This window comes from Aliiglaciecola sp. 2_MG-2023 (assembly GCF_030548145.1).
Classification (GTDB): Bacteria; Pseudomonadota; Gammaproteobacteria; order Enterobacterales; family Alteromonadaceae; genus Aliiglaciecola; species Aliiglaciecola lipolytica_A.
Genome location: NZ_JAUORY010000028.1, coordinates 31,527 through 52,159, shown reverse-complemented (window position 1 = coordinate 52,159; position 20,633 = coordinate 31,527). Strand labels below are relative to the sequence as shown.

The following is a 20,633-nucleotide window of genomic DNA, read 5'->3' as shown; positions in this document are numbered from 1 at the left end:
GACTAATACTGTTTAGTCAAAACCCTTAGTTAAACAACTGGTTTTACAACTTTACGTTTTGCTAAAGCCGTTGTCATGGAACCGCATACAACACAAATAGCCCCAAAAATGACATAACTATCTAGCTCAATTAAGCTAAATTGCTCAGGCAGAAGTTGTTGAGCGATCACCACACTCAAAAATGTAAACAATGGCCCTGTTGCAATCACTGCGCTCACTTTTGCTGCACTCCAAATATTCAATGCTTCGGTGAAACAGCCGTAGGCAATTACAGTATTCAAACAACAGAATAGCAAAGCGTAGTATTGCAGCTGATTTAAATCCGTGATGGCCGATAAGTGGATAAAAGGAGTAAGCGCAAGAATACCAATTAAATAAATCAGTAAGGTTAATTGCTTGGCAGTAAATGAGCGTAACAAGACTTTTTGCATCAGAGCATAGGCGACCCAAGTTACCGCGGCTAGAACAACCAACATGATGCCTGAATTATAAGAATTGATAGATGAAAAGAGTAAATCTAACTTGGGACTAAAAAATAAACCCAAACCCAAAAATAAAATTATCGCTCCGGTGATTTCAAGTCGATTAAGTCGTTCTTTGAAAAAAACGATGCCCCCTAACATCAATAAAATAGGAGCTATTTGCATCACCACTTGAACCGTTTCGGGATTTACATAATCGAGACTTTTTACATTAGAAACATAGTTAACAACCAGCGCTAATGCCGCGACTATTAAAATAAATTGTGCTCTAGGCACTTGTTTCCATATGCTCGGTAACGCATTTGTACTAAGTAGAAAGACAAAAACCACAAGCCCGGCGAATAAAAAACGAATCCATGTGATCGTCATACTATCCAAAGCTTGTAGACATATTTGCAAGAAAACCGGTAGAACACCCCAAAGAACAGCCGTAATTAGAGCTAGGAAAAATCCGTTTAACCTAATTCTCATAATTTTATTACCGTTGGCTATTCTTCGAGTTTCAATTTCACTATTTAACCGTATTATTATAGAAATTTACAGTTTAATTCTAATTATTAATAGTTTATTGAAAAGTCTATTCCGAAGGTTCTAGGGTCACCAGGATATATGGCTAAATTACCGGTAGTGCCTGATGCAGCGAACTCTTCGTCCAGTGCGTTTTTAGCCCATAATGCAACATTGTACTCTATGTCTGTACCCCACTTGTAAGCTACTCGCGCATTTAAAATGTCCGTTGCTTCGCGCTTAATAAGTTCAGTTGTAGCTAAATCGTTATACTGATCATCTGTATACGCATATTGCACATTGTAAATTAGTTGACCATCACCTACTTCTTTAACATAGTTGAAGTTAACACCATAACTAACTGGTGGCGCTTGTTTTAAATCAAAGTCTTCTTCAACAAAGAATGTTGCTTCTTCAGTAAGTGAAACATACTTAGCTTCTAACAATCCAACAAATGCATCTATGGTTAAATCTTCCGTAGCTTGCCATGTAATATTGGTTTCAATACCGTAAGTTTCTACGTCACCCGCATTAATTCGGGTAAAGCCATTAGCGGTTGAACCACTGGTTTGTAAATCGGTATAATCGTTGAAAAAAGCGGTTACGTTTAAACGGAAAGATTTAGATAAATCGCTTTTCATACCCATTTCATAAGTAATTACCGACTCTTCTTGTACTGGGTCAAAACTATCTGGTGACCAACCACCTGATTTGAAACCAGTGGTTATCGATGCGTAAGTCATCATATCGTCATTTACATCGTATGAAACTACCCCTTTCCATGAGAATTTACCCCATTGATCACTTTGTAGCCCAGCATTTGCTTGACCAAGTGAACTCCAATAATCTGCAGTTGGTGCGGCATCAAAATCTTTTTGTTCCCACGTATAACGAACACCACCAGTCACATGTAACTTGTCAGATACGTTATATGTATATTGACCAAACAAACCAGCCGATTCAGTTAACAAGTCGATATCTGCACCACCGAAAACAAATTCAGTATACTGATCGGCTTCTTCCCGAAATAAATAAACACCTGTAACCCAACTGTAATCTTCAGCGTCTTTAGCAAATCTAAATTCTTGACTCATCTGGTTTTGATGAACGTCTTGAAAGAAAGGCAAAGTTACAATGGTTAACATTCTTTGATCTAAACGTCTGTAAGAGGTGATTGAATCAAACGAAATTTCATTGCCAAAGGTACGGTGTGCTTTAAAACTGGTGCCGCTTTGATATAAGTGATTATAATATTCACCCAACTCTGTTTCACCATTAACTAACCCACTTGTTGGAAACTCAGCTTGATTAATGGTGAATATATCACCATCATCGTCTAGCACTAACGAGGAGTAACCAGGTTCTGAGTTATCTCTCATGAAATCTGCTGACCAAGATAAATCCCAAACATCGCCATAGTAAGCAAGCGCTACACGCGCCCCTAGTTTGTCTACATCACCTAGGTATTCGCCGTTATCTGTGTTTTTTATGAATCCACGACGACTTTTACTGAATACTGACACTTGACCGGCTAGCTTGTCTGTTAGACCTTTGTTGACCATTAAATAACCATCGGTTAATTGATCTGAACCCAATGACATTTTTAAAATAGTTCGATCTGAAATACTCGGTTGTTTAGTGGTGACTCTGATTGCACCACCATTGGAGTTTCGACCATATAGTGTTCCTTGAGGGCCACGCAATACTTCTATAGATTCAATATCCGCTAAATCTAACAATGCCCCTGTCTGACGACCAATATAAACACCATCCACATAAATACCTACCGCAGGATCAACCCCCACACGAGATTCGTCTTCTCCGATACCTCGAAGGAATACTTTCATACCACTTGCTGAACCAACATTTTTAGCAATGTAAATATTAGGTACAGCTTCACCAATCGAAAGCGCGTCAGTCATATTACGCAATTCGATTTCTTCTTCATTCAATGCCGTAATCGCAATGGGAACTGTCTGTAAATCTTCTTCTTTGTATTGGGCACTTACTGTGATCCGTTCTAATTCCTGAGCATGAAGCGTTTGGCATGCAAAGATAATTGACGAAGCCAATAGCAATTTACGACCCGTAAAACTAGATTTTTTATTATTGTACTCTCTCATTTTTGAGTTCCCGTTGTTATGTTTTAGTGGATGGTTTTGGATAGATATATAGATGTAATGTCATACTAATATAACATTACAACTGCAACATCAAGAACTTTATAAGAAACTGGCTAACCAGTAAGTTAAGAAGAAAATCAGTCAAGGGTATGAAATTTCACCGCTTATTTAACAACTGTATACATTTGAAAAATAAGCAAAAAGACTACTCAAAGCAGTAAAAACACGACCTAAGGATTAAAATAAACACATTTTACTTTCAAAAAATTAACACTCTAATCTTGAATTAGATCATCAATATCTTCGATTAAATCATTTAATTTATTTTTCATATGTTTCTTTTGTTTTTCAGTTAAGGTCATATTTAAGGCATTTAACAAATTGGCATATTTGATTCGATTATATTCGTTTGCTTGCAGATATTCGGAGCTTTTAAATTGATCTGGATTTTGCATCAACTGATTCAATTTACTCGCATAGTCATCAACTTGATGTCGAGATAACATTAAGGTTTTTGTAACGTTCTGAATTTCCCGTCGATATGACATCCAGTATTCAAAAGTAGGCTTAAAATCACTGACATATTCACTTATTAGCACTTTCTGAGGATTCGACAACTTGCCTAGCCACTCTTTAATTTGCTCTTGAGTATTTTCTATAGAGTCTTCTATGCGCTGCTGCTTAGACATTTTGTTGCGCTTTTTCTCTTGTTTCAGATTATCCTTTTCCAATGCAGCGAACATGTCATCGATTTGTTGGTCATTTAAGTGCAACGACAATTCTGACAACTCAGGGCTAATTTCACCTCTAAAGCGCTTCCAGTGGGCACTTCCTCGGTCGAAATGAGTTAACCACTGCTGAGAACTTAAAACGCCATTTTGTATGTCTGTTTTTAAATCTTCTAAATGTTGCCGATAGCGCAAAAGCTCATCTTGTCGATGCCAAAGCAGCCACTTTTCTACTTTTGCGTCTAACATTTGCTTCTGAGACTTATCTAGATCAACATAATCATCCACGTACCAATACAACAACCAATCAATATTGTTATATGCGAATTTTGAAGTACAACCAGTGAGTAATAACACAGCCGCTAAGCAAAAAGTGCAAAATAAACGTTTAAACATAGTAAGTAACATCTCTAGTAGTTCTAAGTATCTTTATTCTTATTTGCATCATTGCTTACTAGTGACAGTGAGGCAATAGTGAAACATCAATTCTTACAGTTTTAATAACTATGTCACTTATGACACCTGCTCTGCTAAATCTTTATAGTTTTCAATAAAAAGGCTATGTTTAGCAAAGGTTTAAATTATTTAGTCAGCTAAGGGGTATTATACATGCGTAAAATCGCGCTTCTCACTTCAGGCGGTGATGCACCCGGCATGAATGCTTGTATCCGTGCAATTGTTCTCACCAGTCTACGTTATGGACTAGAGGTTTACGGCTATCGTCATGGATACAATGGGTTATTAGAGCAAGAATATTTAAACCTAAGAGCCAAAAATGTATTAAATATCATTCAACGAGGCGGCACGATTTTAAACAGCGCAAGGTGTTTAAGCTTTAAATCCAATGATTCTGCTAAAACGGCAGCGAAAAATTTGGATGCGCTTGGAATTGAAGCCTTATTGGTAATTGGTGGTGATGGCTCTTTTCGCGGAGCAAAGCATCTTGCTAAACATTGGTCAGGTCAAGTAATAGGATTACCTGGCACAATAGATAATGATGTAGATGGGACAGACGCCACTATAGGCTATTACACCGCAATCGAAACGGCCTTAGACTCCATCGATAAAGTTAGAGACACAGCCGATGCCTTTGAACGGATTTTTCTCATCGAAGTGATGGGACGTCACGCCGGTTTTATCGGTTTAAATGCCGCCATCGCCTCTGCCGCTGATCATATTATGCTGCCAGAAATATCCCGCAGTTGTGAGGATGAACTAGAAAACCTTATTGCCCATATCGAAGCGGTGAAAAAGCGCAGAGGGAATAGCAGTTATATTGTCGTAATAGCAGAAAACTTGTGGCCAGAGGGGGTAACAAAGTTAGCTGAGATACTGAGCCAAAAAACCCAAATAGAATGTCGCCCAGTGATTCTCGGTTACGTACAACGAGGGGGCTCTCCAGTGTCACAGGATCGAGTTCTAGCTACCAAACTCGGGGCTTTTGCTGTTGAAATGGCACTGGAAGGCAAGACAGGCGTAATGGTGGGCGAAATTAATCAACAGTTGGTATGCAGTGAATTAGAGACGAGTTGGCAACAGAAAAAACCATTAGATCCTTATTTAGTTAAAATTCAACAGGATCTATTCGACATATTAAAGCGACCTTAACTGATAATCGCCGTGTTCGACTTAGCCACATTTCACAATGTGGCTAGCTCTTCCAACTGCTCAGAAAAACGTACTTTCTGACCATCTTTTAGTCTTTCTGCGCCACGCACAACAACTGGCGAAATATGGTTAAGATCACCAAACACTTCAACCCTTTCTCCGACACCAATACCTACAGTTACTGCCACTTGTTTAACTTCATTGTCTCCGGCGATTTGATACACAAACGCCCCTGACTTTCTTAAAACTAACGCATCTCTTGGAACAGTCAATGCTTGATGAAACTCACTATGAGGCAATGCAACACGCACCGCACCACCAATTGCATATTCATCAGGGGTAAGTTGAACTCGAATTTCCATCATCCGCGAACGGGCATTTCCAACAGGTACAATGGCCCGAATTTGATGTGATTTTTCAGACTCTCCGACAACAACCTTCACCGCTAAACCTTGTTGGATAAAAGGAACAGCTGAAAGCGGTGCTTTAATAGAAGCTTCAATATTGCCTGTGTCGACCACTCTAAGTACTGTTTGCCCAGTTGAGATATATTCACCAGGGCTTTGGATTCGTTCCACCACCATTGCTTTGAAGGGGGCTTTGATTTGACTTTGTGTAATCCGATATTGGGTTAATTTTTGATCGACCTTAGCTTGATTTAACTCCTGTCTTGCAACTTCTAGTTCAGACACGATTTCATCAAGTTGATCTTTAGATGTATTCGCCTGTTGCGCCATACTACTGAACCGTTGTTGTTTACGACTCAAAAGATCGACTCGCGACTCCCACTTAGCAACGTTTGCTTGATTTTGCTCTAAATTGAGTTTCAGCATATGATCATCTACTTTCGCTAACACCTCTCCGACCTCAACTAAATCACCCACTTCGGCCATCCAGGTAATTCGTCCAGGTACTTCCGTAGCAATATTTGAGTCACTGCGACTGACCACAGTCCCCGGTACCCAAATTTGTTGTGAGATCATTTCGCTATAAACAGCATCAACTTCAACTAAGGTATCTGAATCTTGCTGTGCCAATGTGTGGCCGCTAAAAGTGAGTAGTAGCGAGAGCAAAAGCGTTTTATTGTTTTTTATTATCATTTTGTTTTCCAATAAAATTGAGTTTGGTTAATGACTGACAATTGGCTGTTCATTAGCCATTTTAGGATTGATTAAATGCCTTTGGCTGCCCTGCCTTAAACACAGCAATGTTGGTAATAGTAATAATGTAAATATTGTACTAACACACATGCCCCCTACGATAACGGCAGCAAGGCCTCTGTATATGACACTGCCAGCACCAGGCAATAGCAATAAGGGCAGCATGCCAAATATACTGGTTAATGTGCTCATAAAAATGGGGCGTAAACGCATTAACAAAGCCTGATGCACAGCTTGTTGTCTAGCTAGGCCTTGTCGCTCACCATTACGGGTTTGATGAACTAACAAAATGGCATTATTCACCACCAGACCAAGCAAAATAATAAAACCAATCATAGTGAGCAAATCCATAGGTTGGAAGCTAATCATGTTGAGCAATCGAACCGCTATCACGCCACCCACAGTTGCCAAGGGAATACTCAAAATCACCATTAAGCTATCGATGAGCGACTTAAATAGTCCAGCCATCAATACAAAGAGTAGCGCCATTGCAAATAGAAAATTCTGACTCATCGTTGCGATTGCTTTATTTAAACTATCCGCACTTCCGCCATAATTAATCGCGCCGTCAGAGGGCATCATTGCCATCAATTGAGGTTCTACATCCTGTTTAATTTTTGCCATAGCTTCTTCGAGCGACATACCTTCAGGAGGATTAACCGATAACGTTAAGGTACGGCGCCGATCAACACGTTGAATTTGGCTTGGGCCAACCGATCTCACTACATTGACCAATTCTCCCAACTGCACCATCTCTCCGCTAGGCGTGATGATTGGGGTAACGGCTAATTGTTCAGGGTTGCCCCAATCTTGGGATTTAAATATGATGTTCATCCGTTTGATACCATCAAAATACTCCCCTACATACATACCATCCCCCATAGATCTCACAAGGCTGGCAACGCGTGTTCGATCCATTCCCACTTCCATCATTCTGTGATCGTTAGGGTAAAGCTGGAGCTCGGGCTCTGCTTGCTCAAGACTTGGGTTAGCTCGTACATTCGCATCAGGAAATGCTTCTCGAAGTAGATCTAATCCATGTTGAGCGGCAACAGTAAGCCCTTCATGGTTAGTTGCTTGTAAGCGCATATCAATACTTCTACCATTACCAAAACCACCGAACAAGTTGCCTTGCATTGTAAAAGGCTCAGTATCCGGTAGATCTTTCAAAATTTCGTCTCTAACTAAACTCTCTAACGCTCTGACATTGTTTTGGTCTTTTGCTCGAATTCCCAATGTTCCGCCATTCGGCCAGGTAATAATGTAGTAATTTTTAAGTGCGGGCTCTTTCTCACCAGCCATATAAGGTTTGAGTCGCTCAACCACAATTGACATCACTTCTTGTTGAATAAAATTGTCACTTGCCCCTGCCGGAAAGTTAAAAAATGAATCAATGGCATCACGCTTAACTGGGGGTAAATAATCTAATTTTGGCATCAACACTAAAGTAAACGTGATTGGTACAACCATTAGTAAGCAAATGGTTATATAGCGCTTCTTAGCCGTTGCATTTAGCATCATGATTTTGTCAGTTATTTTAGCCCACACATTCGTTAATCTATCTGGTGGTAAATCAACCTGCAGCCAGCGGCTCGCAGCAACAGGCAGTACAGTAACTGCAACCACAAAAGAAATTATCACGGCAATGGCAATGGTAAGCGCCAAGTCGGCAAACAACTGGCCTTCTACATCTTGCAAAAAAATAACGGGAATAAAAATTGCGACCGTAGTAGCGGTAGATGCTAACAGCGCGCCAAAGACCTCTTTGGTTGCTCTTTGAGCGGTTTTTATAGCGTGTTCATTTTTCTGTTTGTGTCTAACAATATTTTCTAACACCACTATGGCTGCATCCAACACCATTCCAACGGCAAATGCTAATCCTGCCAATGAAATAACATTTAGCGAACGTCCAGTTAAGTGCAAAACGACAAAAGTACTGAGTAGTGATATAGGAATGGCTAACGCAACTATCAGTGTTCCGCGAACTTGACCCATAAACCACCATAAAATAGCTATCGATAGCAAAATCCCAATAATTAAGTTACTGGTGACTAAGTTCACTGCGCGGTAGATAAAAACAGAAGCATCAAATGATTGGGCCATTGTTAGTTTTTCATCAATCAAAACCGTTTGATTCAGTTCGTCTACTTTTAATTTCACAGCTTCTAAAGTGGCTAAGACATTCGCTTTATTTTCCCTGTCTATGCGAATTGAAATAGCAGGGTTACCATTTTGCACACTGAAATTTGAAGCTTGCGCTCGTTGAATTTTTATTTCGGCAATATCGCTTAGCTTAATAGGACTGCCATCCCGCCACTCTAAAATCATATCGCCCATTTCTAATGGTGAATATTTACCTCTAAATCGAATGGTATATTTACGTCTGCCAACATCAACAAAACCACCAGAAACATCATTGGACGATCCTAAAATTCTGGAAATATTGGTAATATCCACACCTAACTCGGCGGCTAAATAGGGATCAAATACAATCTGGAACTCTTCATTGCCACCTACCCCACTTTCCATGCGAACTCTAGCCACGCCATTGATGGACTCAAGAGAAGGTCGAATAACATCTTCAAAATAAGTTACATATTGTGAAATTTCACGCTCATTTCCAGGAAGTTTTTGTAAGAAGAAATAAGTAAGTGCGGGAGTCCCACCACCGCCGCCACCCATCATTATATTTGGAGACAGTGCATCCCTAGGTAAAGGTGGAATGCGATTCATACGGCTAATCACTTCTATCAAAGTACGCTGCATGTCAGTTTCTAAACCAAATTCCAAGTTGATCCAAGCATTACCCTGGTTAGCCCATGCACGCATATTTTGTAATCCTGGAATACCTTGCAACACCTCTTCTTGGGGTTCTAGTATCTCAGACTCAATTTCTTGAGGAGAGGCTGCTCGCCAAAATGTTTGGATGGAAATAGTCGGCCGTTCTATATCGGGGAATAACTGAATCGGTAACTTAAATAGACTATAAAGTCCCAGGAACGCGATAATACCCACTAAAATAGCGACACCTGAGGCGTTTTTTAACGCAGATCTGGTTATATCCATACACAAAACTTTTACATAATTAACGTACCGTTAACTATAAGTCGCTTTGATAGTGTAAAAAGTTTAAATCTGTTAGTAACAGAAAAAATACGACCAACAACAAGGCTAAAAATGAGCTACTTGTCAGTGCGATGAATAGCAGTAAATAGGTAAAAAAACATGCCCGGGATAACTATCTATTGCATTAAAGAAATCCAAACTATTAAAAATTATTAGCCAATAGTTGGTTACGGCATTAACTTTCCCGTTAATTCAACATCCATCTTAAACAAATACTGTTGGTCGTCGCACTTCTATTCAGCTATCTGAAAGTCTAAGTGAAAGAACATCATAACAAGCTCCCATAGTGTGATAATCAGTCTTACCTATCGGACTTTTGGTATTTTCAAGCTTTTGGTTGTCATTGCTCAAGATCCTAAACCAAGCTCCATATTTATGATCAACCATGTGTTCCCATGAATACTGCCAAATCTTTTGGTACCAGTGCAGATATTCTTGCTTTTTAGTGTGTGCATATAAATAAGCAGCGGCAGCGAATGATTCAGCTTGCACCCAAAAGTACTTTTCGCCATCACAGATCTTATTCTGCAAATCAAACCCATAAGCGATACCCTTATTTTTTTCATCCCATGAAATTGCTAAGGTTCTTGTAAATAATTGTTGGGCGCGTTCTAACAACCAAGGTTTGTTAGTGAGTTGATAAAGCATCAACAATAATTTGGCCCATTCTGTTTGATGGCCGGGTTGAAACCCCCATGGACGAAAAAGATTTTTGGGATCATCTTGGTTATATTCCAAATCCACAGTCCAATCCCGATGAAAATGCTCCCAAATAAATCCATTGGTTAGTGCAGCCTGTCTATTAACAATACTGTCAGCCAGTATCATCGCTCTATCTAAAAACTTTTGTTTACTGGTTGCGTGATAAGCAGCGATTAGTGCTTCACAGGTATGCATATTGGCATTTTGTCCTCGATAACCGGAATCTTTACTCAATGTGCCATCAAATTCATCTTTATATAATAAATTATCGGCATCCCAAAATACCCGCTCCATAGTCGACCATGTTTCTTCAAGATACTCCTCGGCTTTTGAATGACCCACTTTAATTGCCCAACTGTAGGCTAGCATTACAAATGCAAAACCATAACAGTGGTTATTGTCATCCTTTGTTTCGACTTTCCCTTGTTCTACGTTTAGCAACCAACCATAACTTTTAAATTGAGGATTAAAGTGCGCATTGCGAATAAATTCGATACCTGAATTAACCCTTTTCAGGTATTTAGGGTCATTAAACTCTAAAAAAGCCCTAGCGTAATTGAAAACAAATCGTGCTGAACTTACCAGGTGACGAGTCTGGTGATCATATACCTTTCCGTCATCTAGAAAGTTCTGATAGAAGCCACCATGAGGATCCTCCACATTTGGTTCATAGAAATCCAAGATACTGCGAATATGTTGACGTAAAAAACTGGATTGGCTGAAATCAGGAAAGTTCATAATTTATCTCTTTTGTTAGCAATTCAAGAGTAGATATAGAGGGTAAAGAAGGAAAAGCTCCGTATTTCGAAGCATCATGAGCTCCGCATGCTGAAGCAAATCGAAGCACACTATTTAATTCAATGGGGTTGTTCAGTAAATCCTCAAAACTTGCTACATTATCGATGTGATATTGCAGCTTAAATAATAGCCCTCCGATAAAGGCGTCTCCTGCAGCCGTTGCATCAATGGTCTCTACGACTGGCGGCGCGATCTCGCCGTGAGATGTTTTAGAAATCCATTGTAAATTATTGCCACCATCGGTAATGACAATAAGCTTGCAGCGTCGTTGTAGAAGTTTTTCAATAGTCTGTTTTTGCTGGTTTTTCCCACACAAAAAAGTTAATTCTTCGAGGGAAATTTTAAGAACATCAATATCCCTTATCATGGACCAAATAACCCCAAAAGGATCGGCATTTACGGGCCATAAGTTCTCACGTAAATTAACATCGAAACTAATCAGAGCACCGTGTTGCCGAGCTAAAGAAACGCCATACTTTGTTGTGTCTAAAATGTCTGATTCAGTTAAGCTATTAGAACAAAAATGAAAAATCCTTGTTTCCGTAAACCATTGTTTATCAAAATCGCGACAGGCAAAACACAAGTCAGCTGAAGGTGGTCGATAAAATGAAAAAGTCCTTTCTCCCTGCTCATCCAAGGATACAAATGCTATTGCAGTTTTTGCTTTTTCAGTAAACAAAACATAATCAGTTTTTACATGTTGAGTTTTTAGAGAATCAAACAAGAAGGTTCCAAAAGGGTCCTTGCCAAGCATTCCACAGAAATAACTATTGCCGCCTAATTTAGCCAAAGCAACAGAAACATTCGCTGGTGCACCACCTGCAAATTTAGTAAAGGTTTCATTTTCTGTTTCAATCGAATTTGCCACTTTATTGGAGAGCATATCTATAAGCGCTTCGCCGAAACAAATGACTTTCCCTGCTTGGCTGACAGGCTTCATAAGTCTAACAACCAATACATTGCTATCGCAGCAGTCCAGGAAAAGTCATTTCCACCGCAACCTACCCCAGTATCAGCATTAAAATATTCATAAAACTTAAACTTTCTAAACAGTTCATTGGTTTTTTGTTTCACTTGACTCGATGTTTGCTCAAACTGGTAAAATTCGAGTCCTAACGCTATCATCCAATTAATGTGCAGCCAAACGGGGCCGCGCCAGTAACGTTGAGGTTCATATTTTGATTCTCTTGGATCTGTTGAGGCAATAGCGTAAGGACTAGCGGCCATCCACGCCTGTGCTTCTTCAGCTAAATATTTGGCCTGTTCAATACTTGCCAGTTGTCCAAATAAAGGCAGAAAACCAGCGTTGGTTTTAATTTTACAAAGCGAATCAGTCATAAGATCTCGACTATAAAAGAACTTTGTTTCTTCACACCATAGTTGGCTTATTGCACTTTCCGTCAACGCTGCTCTAGCTTTTAACTCTTGAACTTCATCATCAACCACATGCAATTGTTGACAGATTTCAAGTAAATCCAATGTAGCTCGATGAAGTATCGAGATTAGACTGACATCATTTACTTTGTACGGGCAATCACGATAAATTTTAGCGCTATCGAATTGATTATTTTTGAAAAACTCAACTAGATAAAGGTATCTGTCATATTGTTCTTTGTGCGGTCTTTCAGCTGCGTCAATATGATTAAGATCTCGACGTTGATACTCCCAAGTTACTTGTGGAACCGCATCAAGCGTTTTATCCCACGCTGGACTATTGTCCATACCTGATTCCCACGGATGATAACTTGCTACCAATCCGGTAGATTCAGGATCTCTGTCTCGATACCACCACAAGTGATATCGTATTAAACTTGGCAACATTTCCTTTAATTTTTCATTTTTAAGATCATTATCTTTCACTTCATCACACAGAATCTTCACAATCGTAGCCAGTACAGGCGGTTGTGAAATTGAAGTGCTTTTAACTTTTTTATCCGATCCCCAAACATCAGGACCAGGAAAATAAGTATCTGAATCTCGATGAAATAATATGTGCGGGATCATTCCATCATCCCATTGCCCACTGATTAACACTTCCAGTTCTTGCCAAGCTCTTGGTTCATCAAATTTTAACCAACCTAAGGCCGTAATCGCTGAATCCCAGTTCCATTGGAAAGGATAAAGTCCTTGGGTAGGAACTGTGTATCCACCGAAGTCGTTCTTTTTTAAGATATCTGCACCGGCATTAAATAATTGTTTATCTTCTGTCACTTTATACTCTCCCACCCAAACCATATTGAGTTAATATAATTTAATTATCCGCTATTAAACCAATCTTAACAACCCATTTTGGGTTTAATATTGCAAAATTTTTTAACTTTAAAAATCTGTGTCTACCTATTTGATTTTGAATCTATTAAATTCGAATACAGGACGATTTATATCGGCCCTTAATTGATCATGATGACTCTAAAATCATTGACGTTAGTCCGAGTCGGCCCAGTGATTATCAACCCACCAACCGCTTGTAAAAAATGAAAACTGTCATGGTTTGCTAGATAGGATTGAGGGGATAGCCCTTTTGATTTAGCGGTAGTCAATGTGGATTCATCAATGAAACCACCCGCAATGTCTTTGCTACCATCGACACCGTCAGAATCACAGGACAATACCGATATTCCTGATGCACCGTCCAAAGCAATAGCCATCGCGAGTAAATATTCCTGATTTGGTCCGCCATCACCGGTAGCACTGTCAATGGTAACGGTTAATTCTCCACCTGAAAAAAGCAAAACTTTTTTTCCATCATCTCTAAATTTCAACGCTATAGCAGCATGTTCTTTAGCAATCCTGGATGCTTCACCTTGCTGTTCATAATTGAGTACGTGTGTCTCCCAGCCAGCATTTTTTGCTTTAGCAACTGCAGCATCGATGGCTTGGTGCGCATTTGCTACAACAGTATAATGGCTTGTATTCGAAGGAGGTGTAATGCATTTTGACTTGATAGCCTTAGTTAAAAATTGATAAATTGAATCAATCGGCTGCCAATTGTATTTTTCCAGTATTGTTAATGCTTGCTCTGCTGTGCTGTTGTCTTTCACTGTTGGCCCAGAAGCAATTAGGCTAGGATCATCTCCAACCACATCGGAAATTACATAAGTATGGCTAATGCTTTTTGCAGCTTCTGCAAGTTTGCCCCCTTTAACAGCTGACAGTTGTTTGCGAACGACATTCATCTCATCGATTGAAGCGCCACTTCTTAATAAGAACCGATGTAATTCCATTTTGTCTGCAAAACTTACCCCTTCCACAGGAATAGACATTAATGCCGAACCGCCTCCAGAAATCAAAAATATAATAGGAATATCCGGCGGAGTCTGTGCAACCAATTCAAGTAATGCTTTACCTGCTAACAAACTATTTTTATCTGGAACAGGATGTGAAGCATATAAAATCTCAATATTACCTGTTGCCAATTCAGTACCATAACCATAGCGAGTAACTACTTTTCCATAGCAAGCATCGCCATATTTTTTAAAAACAGCTGCGGCCATGTCAGCTGAAGCTTTGCCAGCGCCGATTACGCATACTCCACGACTGGTATCTATGTGATCAAGATGCTTATCTAAGCAAACACTTGGAAGGCAAGCATGAACGGCTGTTTCAAATAATGAGAATAAAAAAGCGCGCGAGTTATTCATTTTGATTTTATTCTCCTATGCGAATAATGTTGGAATGTAGGCACAAATAGCCAACATGATAATGAACGAACTTAACAATATAATGATGTCGGACTTAGTCAAAATAGATACTTTCTCCAAGCTTTTTTCTATACTTGGCACGGGGGATTTATAACTGCCACCAATCAACATTTTTACAATATATGCCATTAAAGACGCGACAATGAAGCCGATAAAGTTCCACCAGAACCAAAATACATTGTCCATTGTTAACCAAACAATAATATTGATTAATACACCTGCAATAAGACCAATGTTAATTTCACGTGCACCTAAACTTTTGTCCACAACAGCTAACAGGAATACAGCTAAAATAGGACCGTAAAACACTGAACCGACCTTATTTATTGCTTCAATTACGGTTGGCGCTATGTCGCCTGCGTAGAAAGATAAAGCCAAGGTGACGGCTCCCCAAATCAGACCAACATATTTTGCTTTCTTTAAATATTCTTTGGGCTCAAGTTTTTTACCTGTAATACGGCAATAATCTTCAATACTCACCGCTGCTAAAGAATTTATTGCAGAGCTTAATGACGACATAGCTGCAGCTAATATAGCCACAACCAATATACCAATCATGCCATGAGGCAGGTAATTTAGAATGAAAAGAGGCATCATCCAATCTGGATTTTCAGCGGAAATTTGTGCCATGAAACCGGTATCAGTCATCGCCAAAGTACCGACAATTAGACCGGAAAAACAATAAAGTAGTGTAATCGGAAAACGCACAGTCGCATTCGCCAGCATCATATATCTTAAGTCTCGTGTACTTGAAGCGGCCAATGCCCGTTGAGCTTGGGTCTGATCACAGCCGTAGTAAGATGCGTAGAGTACGAATCCACCAAATATCATTGGTAACAATCCAAAACCTTCACCATCAAATCCAAAGGAATCAGGCTTTATCGCGTTTAACCGTGCAGGATCAACTTTATTAACGAATTCATCCACCCCTCCAAGGTAATGCAGGCCAAATACTATACAAGCAATAGTGCCCAAAACAATAATAATCATTTGTATGGCGTCACCGTAAACCACAGCTTTCATTCCACCTTGCAACGAGTACAAAACCGTTATCACACCGGTTAATGCAATCGCCTGCCAAGCTTCGATTCCCATGGTACCTTGCAGAATAAGTGATGCAGCAAAAATCATTATTCCGGTAGCAAACGCGCGACTAAACTGAAACACGAAACTAATTAAAATTCGGGTTGAGCGACCAAAACGTTGCTCTAGATAATCGTAAATACTGACAAACCCTGAACGGTATAGAGCCGGTAAAATAGTACTTAAAATGAGCAGCATTGCTAGCGGAACACCCAACTCATATGATAACCACTGCAACCCTCCACCCTCTCGTAGACCAACAAATGCAGGGGCTGATACAAAACTGATAGCAGAAAGTTGAGTAGCCATCACCGACAAGGTCAGTGCTTTCCACCCCAAGGTTCGACCACCTAAAAAATAATCGTCTTTAGTATTCTGTTGGCGAAAGCTAAATCCCATAGCAACAAGCAATACAAGGTATATAACAACAATGGCGTAATCAAAAGTATTCATATTTGCACAACTTAACTTGTAATTTAAAGGTAGGTTCGACTCAGAATGATCTTAAACCTGCTAAATAGAGCACTCGAATTATCGAGCGCTCTGAACGCATTCGTAATTTAGTTAGAAATCATATCTGGCTGTTAAGCTGATGCGTCTTGGCAACACAGGTCTACCAACGAAAAATTCGCCACCAGAAACCTGACTGTTACCTTGTCTTGGTGAGCCTTCTGTAATTCCTTCGTTATCAAACAAGTTCCACACATTCACGCCCACACGGATCCGTTGGTCATTGTTAAGTTCCCAAGTATATCCAGCGTTAAATGTAGCAATTGTATGGCTATCCAACTCGACTGAATTATCGTCATTAGCGTATGCGTCACCAAAGTAACTAAGTGCTAATCTTGAATCGACAAATCCGTTGTTATAAGAAACGGCTAAATTACCGGTGAACTCAGGTTGTCTTCTAGGCACTTTTCCTGTGTCATTACCTTCAGTAAATTCAGCATCTTGATAAGTAACATTACCTTCAACAACGATTTCATCAGATAAGTTATAACGACCAATGACTTCAGCCCCTATGGTTTCAGTTGATTGTGTTTTTACGAGTTCTATAAGTCCTCCCGAGCCGTCATTTTCAAAATCAACTGATCGTCTGTTGTCCAAATTTGCAATGAACAATGAAGCGTCAATGTATAAATCTTTAGGGAAATATTTAAAGCCGATTGCACCCAGTGTAATATCTTCACCTTCGTAGCTTTGTGGCTCTCCGTTAGGATCAAAGGTAATACTTCTGATTTGTGGGAAGAAATAACCTTTAGAGGCGTTTGCATATAGGTTTAAATCACTGTCTTCCATTTTATAAAGTAATGCGGCAGAAAATGCAGCTTCAGTGGTAGAGACCTCACCATAGGTGAACTTGCCGTTACCGGTAGTATTCACTTGCAAATTAGGTGCTAAGCTTGGATCATCTGAAACCACTACTACTTCACTACCTTCTGATTTGGATGTCCCCACTGCGCGTTCTATTCTCATACCTACATCAAACGCCCAACTTTCGTTTTCCATTTGATCGGTGATATAAAAGGCCGTGCGTTTACTGGTCAAATCTTTGTTAGTGTAACTAGTGCCCGGTCCAACGACACCGTTTCTGGAATACATTACCGTTTCACCACTTGCGTTAGTAAAGGAAAGGTCTACTAATCGCGCATTTTTGCCATTACTGAAATCAGCTAGGTAACTTGATATGATGTTGTAATCCATCTGTTGAGCATGAATGAAAAAGGTACCTATGTTGACGGTATGGTCAAAACCACCACCCTCTAGCTCACCTGTTAAGTTGAATTCAGTACTAAAAAAATCACCATCACGCTGTCGATCAAGTAAACGGTTACCAAATAACAAATAATCCTCTGGCACTGCTGATCCAGTTTCTGACCAAGTAAAATTAGCTGTTCCTAGCGCACTTAATACATCACCATTAATTGTTCTGGCAGAATTATTTATATATCCATCAAGAGGCTCTGGCGAATTAGCAATACCATCTCCGTCTAGGAACAGGTTAAACTGATGATCATAGCTAGCGGCTTTCGCTTTACCTGCGATACGCCAGCTATCAGTAAGTTCTTTTGCAAAATCAACACCAAACGAGCCACCTTCTGTAGATACACCATCGCGAATCGGTGATTCATATTGACCATTGGCGGTTGGGTAGCTTAGTTCAGCGGCGGCTACAGTTTGCCCTACAAAGACGGTAGAACCATCATTGCCAATAAGCCTATCGCGGCTCGCTCCATCAAGAGGTAGCGGTAAGAAAAACTGAACTTTGTCATTTATCATTTGACCGTGAAATGTAATAAAACCATCATCAAATTCTTTTCGAATATTCCCTCTGATTTGATAGCCTTTTGTAGGTAATCCGGTATCTAAAGGACCTTCATCGTAACGATAGAAACCAGACAATGCGTAATATATATTATCGTCGCTAGACAGTGCTCCGCTATTAAAAAAATCTGTTCTGATTCTGCCATCTTCAGCTATTTCCAGTTGAATGGTACTCTCTGGGTCATCGCTACCTTTGCGAGAAATGTAATTTATAATACCTGCCACTGAACCTGGTCCGAATAAATTGGAAACTCCACCGCCTACGTACTCTACACGTTCGATGCCGATATCAGGGCGATAATAGACATCCTGTGCAGAAGAAGTCATACCGGATTGAAAAGCTGGCATTCCATCATAATTTAGCGGTGTGAACTGAAATTGACCACCAGATGGCAACCCTCTTACAAATGCATTTGTAGCCACTTCTCCGCCACCACCTTCAACTTTAATACCGGGTACACTCATTAAAATATCAGCTTGGCTAGAAAACCCTGTATTGGCTATATTTTCTTTGTTTATCAACGTGGTTTTCGCTGGTGTATCGGCTTCTGTTCGAGCAACGCTAGAGCCAGTTACGATTATTTTTTCAACATCAGCATTAGTATCGTTAGCATTTTCCTGAGCTGATATTGTCGCAGTAAAAGCCATGGATAAAACGCAAGCTATGGGTGTCATTTTCATTAGTATTTCTCCAGTGTAGTTGCAGACTACAAAGTGCGTAGTTCAATCAAATTATTAATGTTATGTAGCGTACTTGTTAATATTTGAACATAAAAAAAACACAACAACAACCCTTTTTGGGTTGTAAAAATATAATTTAATTATTTTTATGTGTTTTTTTAACTCATAACAACATGTAAAAATTAATATGGGTTGTTAGTGGAGAAACTAAAACCATTGAATTTGAAGGATAATAATTCAGTAATTAGCGTAAACTAGCGGTATAAAAAAATAAGTTAGTTAATATCTGCAAGATATTTAATCTTAGCCCTTGCCAATAAATTACAAACTTTAGTAGAGTCGAGACTTCTTTCGGAGCCTAACTTTTCCGAATTTCTTGTATTATGATAAGTACTAAAATCAAAAATAAGGTCGCACATGCTTTCTTCTAAAAACGGGGTTTATCTAAGAAATAGTTTTAAACTAGGTAAAGGTGGGAAGTTATTTCAGGACAATGAAAGAGATGTGCTTAAATTGGTATTTTGGTCTAAAAATGTAAACCAAAGAACGATAGTCGATGCCACCAAGATACCGCAACAGTCTGTTTCACGATTAGTTAAAAACTTATTGGAAAAAGGCGTACTTTTACAAACCGACCGAATATCTTCATCATCAAGGGGTAACCCTAGTTTTGAGTTGGAACCTAACCCAACTTTTGCTTATTGCTTTGGCTTATCAATTTTATTAGACGCTGTGGGCATCGCGTTAATGGACTTTGCAGGAAATGTGGTTGATACACGTCTTCAAGAGCTAAAAGACATGAGTATTGAAAACGTATTATCCCAGTCTGAGCTAATTGTGAATGATCTGATTAAAGTTAATCATATCGACGAGTCGAAGGTACTGGGAATGGGGGTAGGAATATCTGGTTTTTTCAGTGCTATGGACGGTAAAATGAACACGCACCATTTGATTGAAGAATGGGCTCAAGTCGATATAGCACAAATCGTTTCCTTGCGATTTAAGTTACCTACCTGGGTAGTTAATGATGCCACAGGGGCTGCAGCTGGTGAAGGAATCGCCGGAGTTGGACGAAATTATAAAAACTTCGTATATTTTTTCATTTCTTATGGCTTTGGTGGTGGACTGGTGTCGAATAACGAAGTCTTACGCGGGACATATGGTAACGCTGGTGAGCTAGGTGACATGCTTCCTTCTAAAATATATTCTCATCCCAATCTTGCGTTGTTAAAACGGATACTGATAAAAAACAACGTAGAAGTCCACTCTATTTATAATTTGCATAATAACTTTGATGTCAATTGGCCTGGTGTAGAAGAATGGATCTATAAAGTTCAAGATTCGTTAGACTTGGTTGCAACTGCCTGTTCGGCGTTATTAGATACTCAAGCAATAGTATTAGGAGGTCACATTCCCGTTTCTTTGGCCGAAAAGTTAATCCCAAGGATAGATGTCTATGCTCAATTTCGACGAGGTGCAAAAAGACCGCTTCCCAAAATAGTTACTGCTGGAGTACAAGAGTGTCCTGTCGCCGTCGGTGCAGCGAGCCTGCCATTGCGAGAATTGTGTTTATAGCCAAAAGAACTGCAGATTAAGCAAAAAGTGTCGT

At 39.6% G+C, this 20,633-nt stretch carries 13 protein-coding genes; 2 read left to right on the top strand and 11 right to left on the bottom strand.

From position 1 onward, the window contains the following. Positions 1–29: 29 nt before the first annotated feature. The 3 genes from Q4567_RS19925 to Q4567_RS19915 all read right to left on the bottom strand — a co-directional run bounded on the left by Q4567_RS19925 (position 30) and on the right by Q4567_RS19915 (position 4,236). Positions 30–953, bottom strand: a complete 924-nt coding sequence (locus tag Q4567_RS19925; RefSeq protein ID WP_216047661.1) for a DMT family transporter — start codon at positions 951–953, stop codon at positions 30–32. An 86-nt stretch (positions 954–1,039) separates the two neighbouring features. Further along, positions 1,040–3,112: a TonB-dependent receptor gene (locus Q4567_RS19920; protein ID WP_216047660.1), complete on the bottom strand. Its 2,073-nt coding sequence runs from the start codon at positions 3,110–3,112 to the stop codon at positions 1,040–1,042. Positions 3,113–3,387: 275 nt separating this feature from the next. After that, positions 3,388–4,236, bottom strand: coding sequence for a DUF6279 family lipoprotein (locus tag Q4567_RS19915; RefSeq protein ID WP_216047659.1), 849 nt, complete (start codon positions 4,234–4,236; stop codon positions 3,388–3,390). A gap of 213 nt (positions 4,237–4,449) precedes the next feature. Between Q4567_RS19915 and Q4567_RS19910 the strand changes: the two genes are divergently transcribed. After that, the gene (locus tag Q4567_RS19910) at positions 4,450–5,448 is read left to right on the top strand and encodes a 6-phosphofructokinase (RefSeq protein ID WP_303501940.1); all 999 of its coding nucleotides are present in this window, start codon (positions 4,450–4,452) and stop codon (positions 5,446–5,448) included. A gap of 32 nt (positions 5,449–5,480) precedes the next feature. Here Q4567_RS19910 and Q4567_RS19905 read toward each other — a convergent pair whose 3' ends face one another. The 8 genes from Q4567_RS19905 to Q4567_RS19870 all read right to left on the bottom strand — a co-directional run bounded on the left by Q4567_RS19905 (position 5,481) and on the right by Q4567_RS19870 (position 19,024). Beyond that, positions 5,481–6,548 (bottom strand): efflux RND transporter periplasmic adaptor subunit, encoded by a 1,068-nt coding sequence (locus tag Q4567_RS19905; RefSeq protein ID WP_252728953.1) that lies wholly within the window; start codon positions 6,546–6,548, stop codon positions 5,481–5,483. 27 nt (positions 6,549–6,575) lie between these two features. After that, on the bottom strand, positions 6,576–9,674 hold the full coding sequence (locus tag Q4567_RS19900; protein ID WP_303501938.1) for an efflux RND transporter permease subunit: 3,099 nt from the start codon (positions 9,672–9,674) through the stop codon (positions 6,576–6,578). 297 nt (positions 9,675–9,971) lie between these two features. Continuing rightward, positions 9,972–11,174 (bottom strand): AGE family epimerase/isomerase, encoded by a 1,203-nt coding sequence (locus Q4567_RS19895; RefSeq protein ID WP_303501937.1) that lies wholly within the window; start codon positions 11,172–11,174, stop codon positions 9,972–9,974. Further along, positions 11,161–12,174, bottom strand: coding sequence for a carbohydrate kinase (locus Q4567_RS19890; protein WP_303501936.1), 1,014 nt, complete (start codon positions 12,172–12,174; stop codon positions 11,161–11,163). Before Q4567_RS19890 ends, Q4567_RS19895 begins: the two co-directional genes overlap by 14 nt. After that, positions 12,171–13,445, bottom strand: coding sequence for a trehalase family glycosidase (locus Q4567_RS19885; RefSeq protein ID WP_303501934.1), 1,275 nt, complete (start codon positions 13,443–13,445; stop codon positions 12,171–12,173). Before Q4567_RS19885 ends, Q4567_RS19890 begins: the two co-directional genes overlap by 4 nt. Positions 13,446–13,624: 179 nt before the next feature. Further along, a complete protein-coding gene (locus tag Q4567_RS19880; RefSeq protein WP_303501932.1) occupies positions 13,625–14,875 on the bottom strand; it encodes a glycerate kinase in 1,251 nt (416 codons plus the stop codon). Positions 14,876–14,890: 15 nt separating this feature from the next. Then, positions 14,891–16,471 carry a sodium:solute symporter gene (locus tag Q4567_RS19875; RefSeq protein ID WP_216047652.1) on the bottom strand — a complete coding sequence of 527 codons (1,581 nt, stop codon included), beginning with the start codon at positions 16,469–16,471 and terminating at the stop codon, positions 14,891–14,893. 111 nt (positions 16,472–16,582) lie between these two features. Further along, positions 16,583–19,024 (bottom strand): TonB-dependent receptor plug domain-containing protein, encoded by a 2,442-nt coding sequence (locus Q4567_RS19870; RefSeq protein WP_303501930.1) that lies wholly within the window; start codon positions 19,022–19,024, stop codon positions 16,583–16,585. A 417-nt stretch (positions 19,025–19,441) separates the two neighbouring features. Here Q4567_RS19870 and Q4567_RS19865 point away from each other — a divergent pair, with 417 nt between their 5' ends. Then, positions 19,442–20,599 carry an ROK family transcriptional regulator gene (locus Q4567_RS19865; protein WP_216047650.1) on the top strand — a complete coding sequence of 386 codons (1,158 nt, stop codon included), beginning with the start codon at positions 19,442–19,444 and terminating at the stop codon, positions 20,597–20,599. Positions 20,600–20,633: the final 34 nt, after the last annotated feature.

What these genes read in the sequence shown, in the direction of transcription:
- Q4567_RS19925 (WP_216047661.1), bottom strand. Translation starts at nt 953, where the DNA reads ATGAGAATTAGGTTAAACGGATTTTTCCTAGCTCTAATTACGGCTGTT.
- Q4567_RS19920 (WP_216047660.1), bottom strand. Translation starts at nt 3,112, where the DNA reads ATGAGAGAGTACAATAATAAAAAATCTAGTTTTACGGGTCGTAAATTG.
- Q4567_RS19915 (WP_216047659.1), bottom strand. Translation starts at nt 4,236, where the DNA reads ATGTTTAAACGTTTATTTTGCACTTTTTGCTTAGCGGCTGTGTTATTA.
- Q4567_RS19910 (WP_303501940.1), top strand. Translation starts at nt 4,450, where the DNA reads ATGCGTAAAATCGCGCTTCTCACTTCAGGCGGTGATGCACCCGGCATG.
- Q4567_RS19905 (WP_252728953.1), bottom strand. Translation starts at nt 6,548, where the DNA reads ATGATAATAAAAAACAATAAAACGCTTTTGCTCTCGCTACTACTCACT.
- Q4567_RS19900 (WP_303501938.1), bottom strand. Translation starts at nt 9,674, where the DNA reads ATGGATATAACCAGATCTGCGTTAAAAAACGCCTCAGGTGTCGCTATT.
- Q4567_RS19895 (WP_303501937.1), bottom strand. Translation starts at nt 11,174, where the DNA reads ATGAACTTTCCTGATTTCAGCCAATCCAGTTTTTTACGTCAACATATT.
- Q4567_RS19890 (WP_303501936.1), bottom strand. Translation starts at nt 12,174, where the DNA reads ATGAAGCCTGTCAGCCAAGCAGGGAAAGTCATTTGTTTCGGCGAAGCG.
- Q4567_RS19880 (WP_303501932.1), bottom strand. Translation starts at nt 14,875, where the DNA reads ATGAATAACTCGCGCGCTTTTTTATTCTCATTATTTGAAACAGCCGTT.
- Q4567_RS19875 (WP_216047652.1), bottom strand. Translation starts at nt 16,471, where the DNA reads ATGAATACTTTTGATTACGCCATTGTTGTTATATACCTTGTATTGCTT.
- Q4567_RS19870 (WP_303501930.1), bottom strand. Translation starts at nt 19,024, where the DNA reads ATGAAAATGACACCCATAGCTTGCGTTTTATCCATGGCTTTTACTGCG.
- Q4567_RS19865 (WP_216047650.1), top strand. Translation starts at nt 19,442, where the DNA reads ATGCTTTCTTCTAAAAACGGGGTTTATCTAAGAAATAGTTTTAAACTA.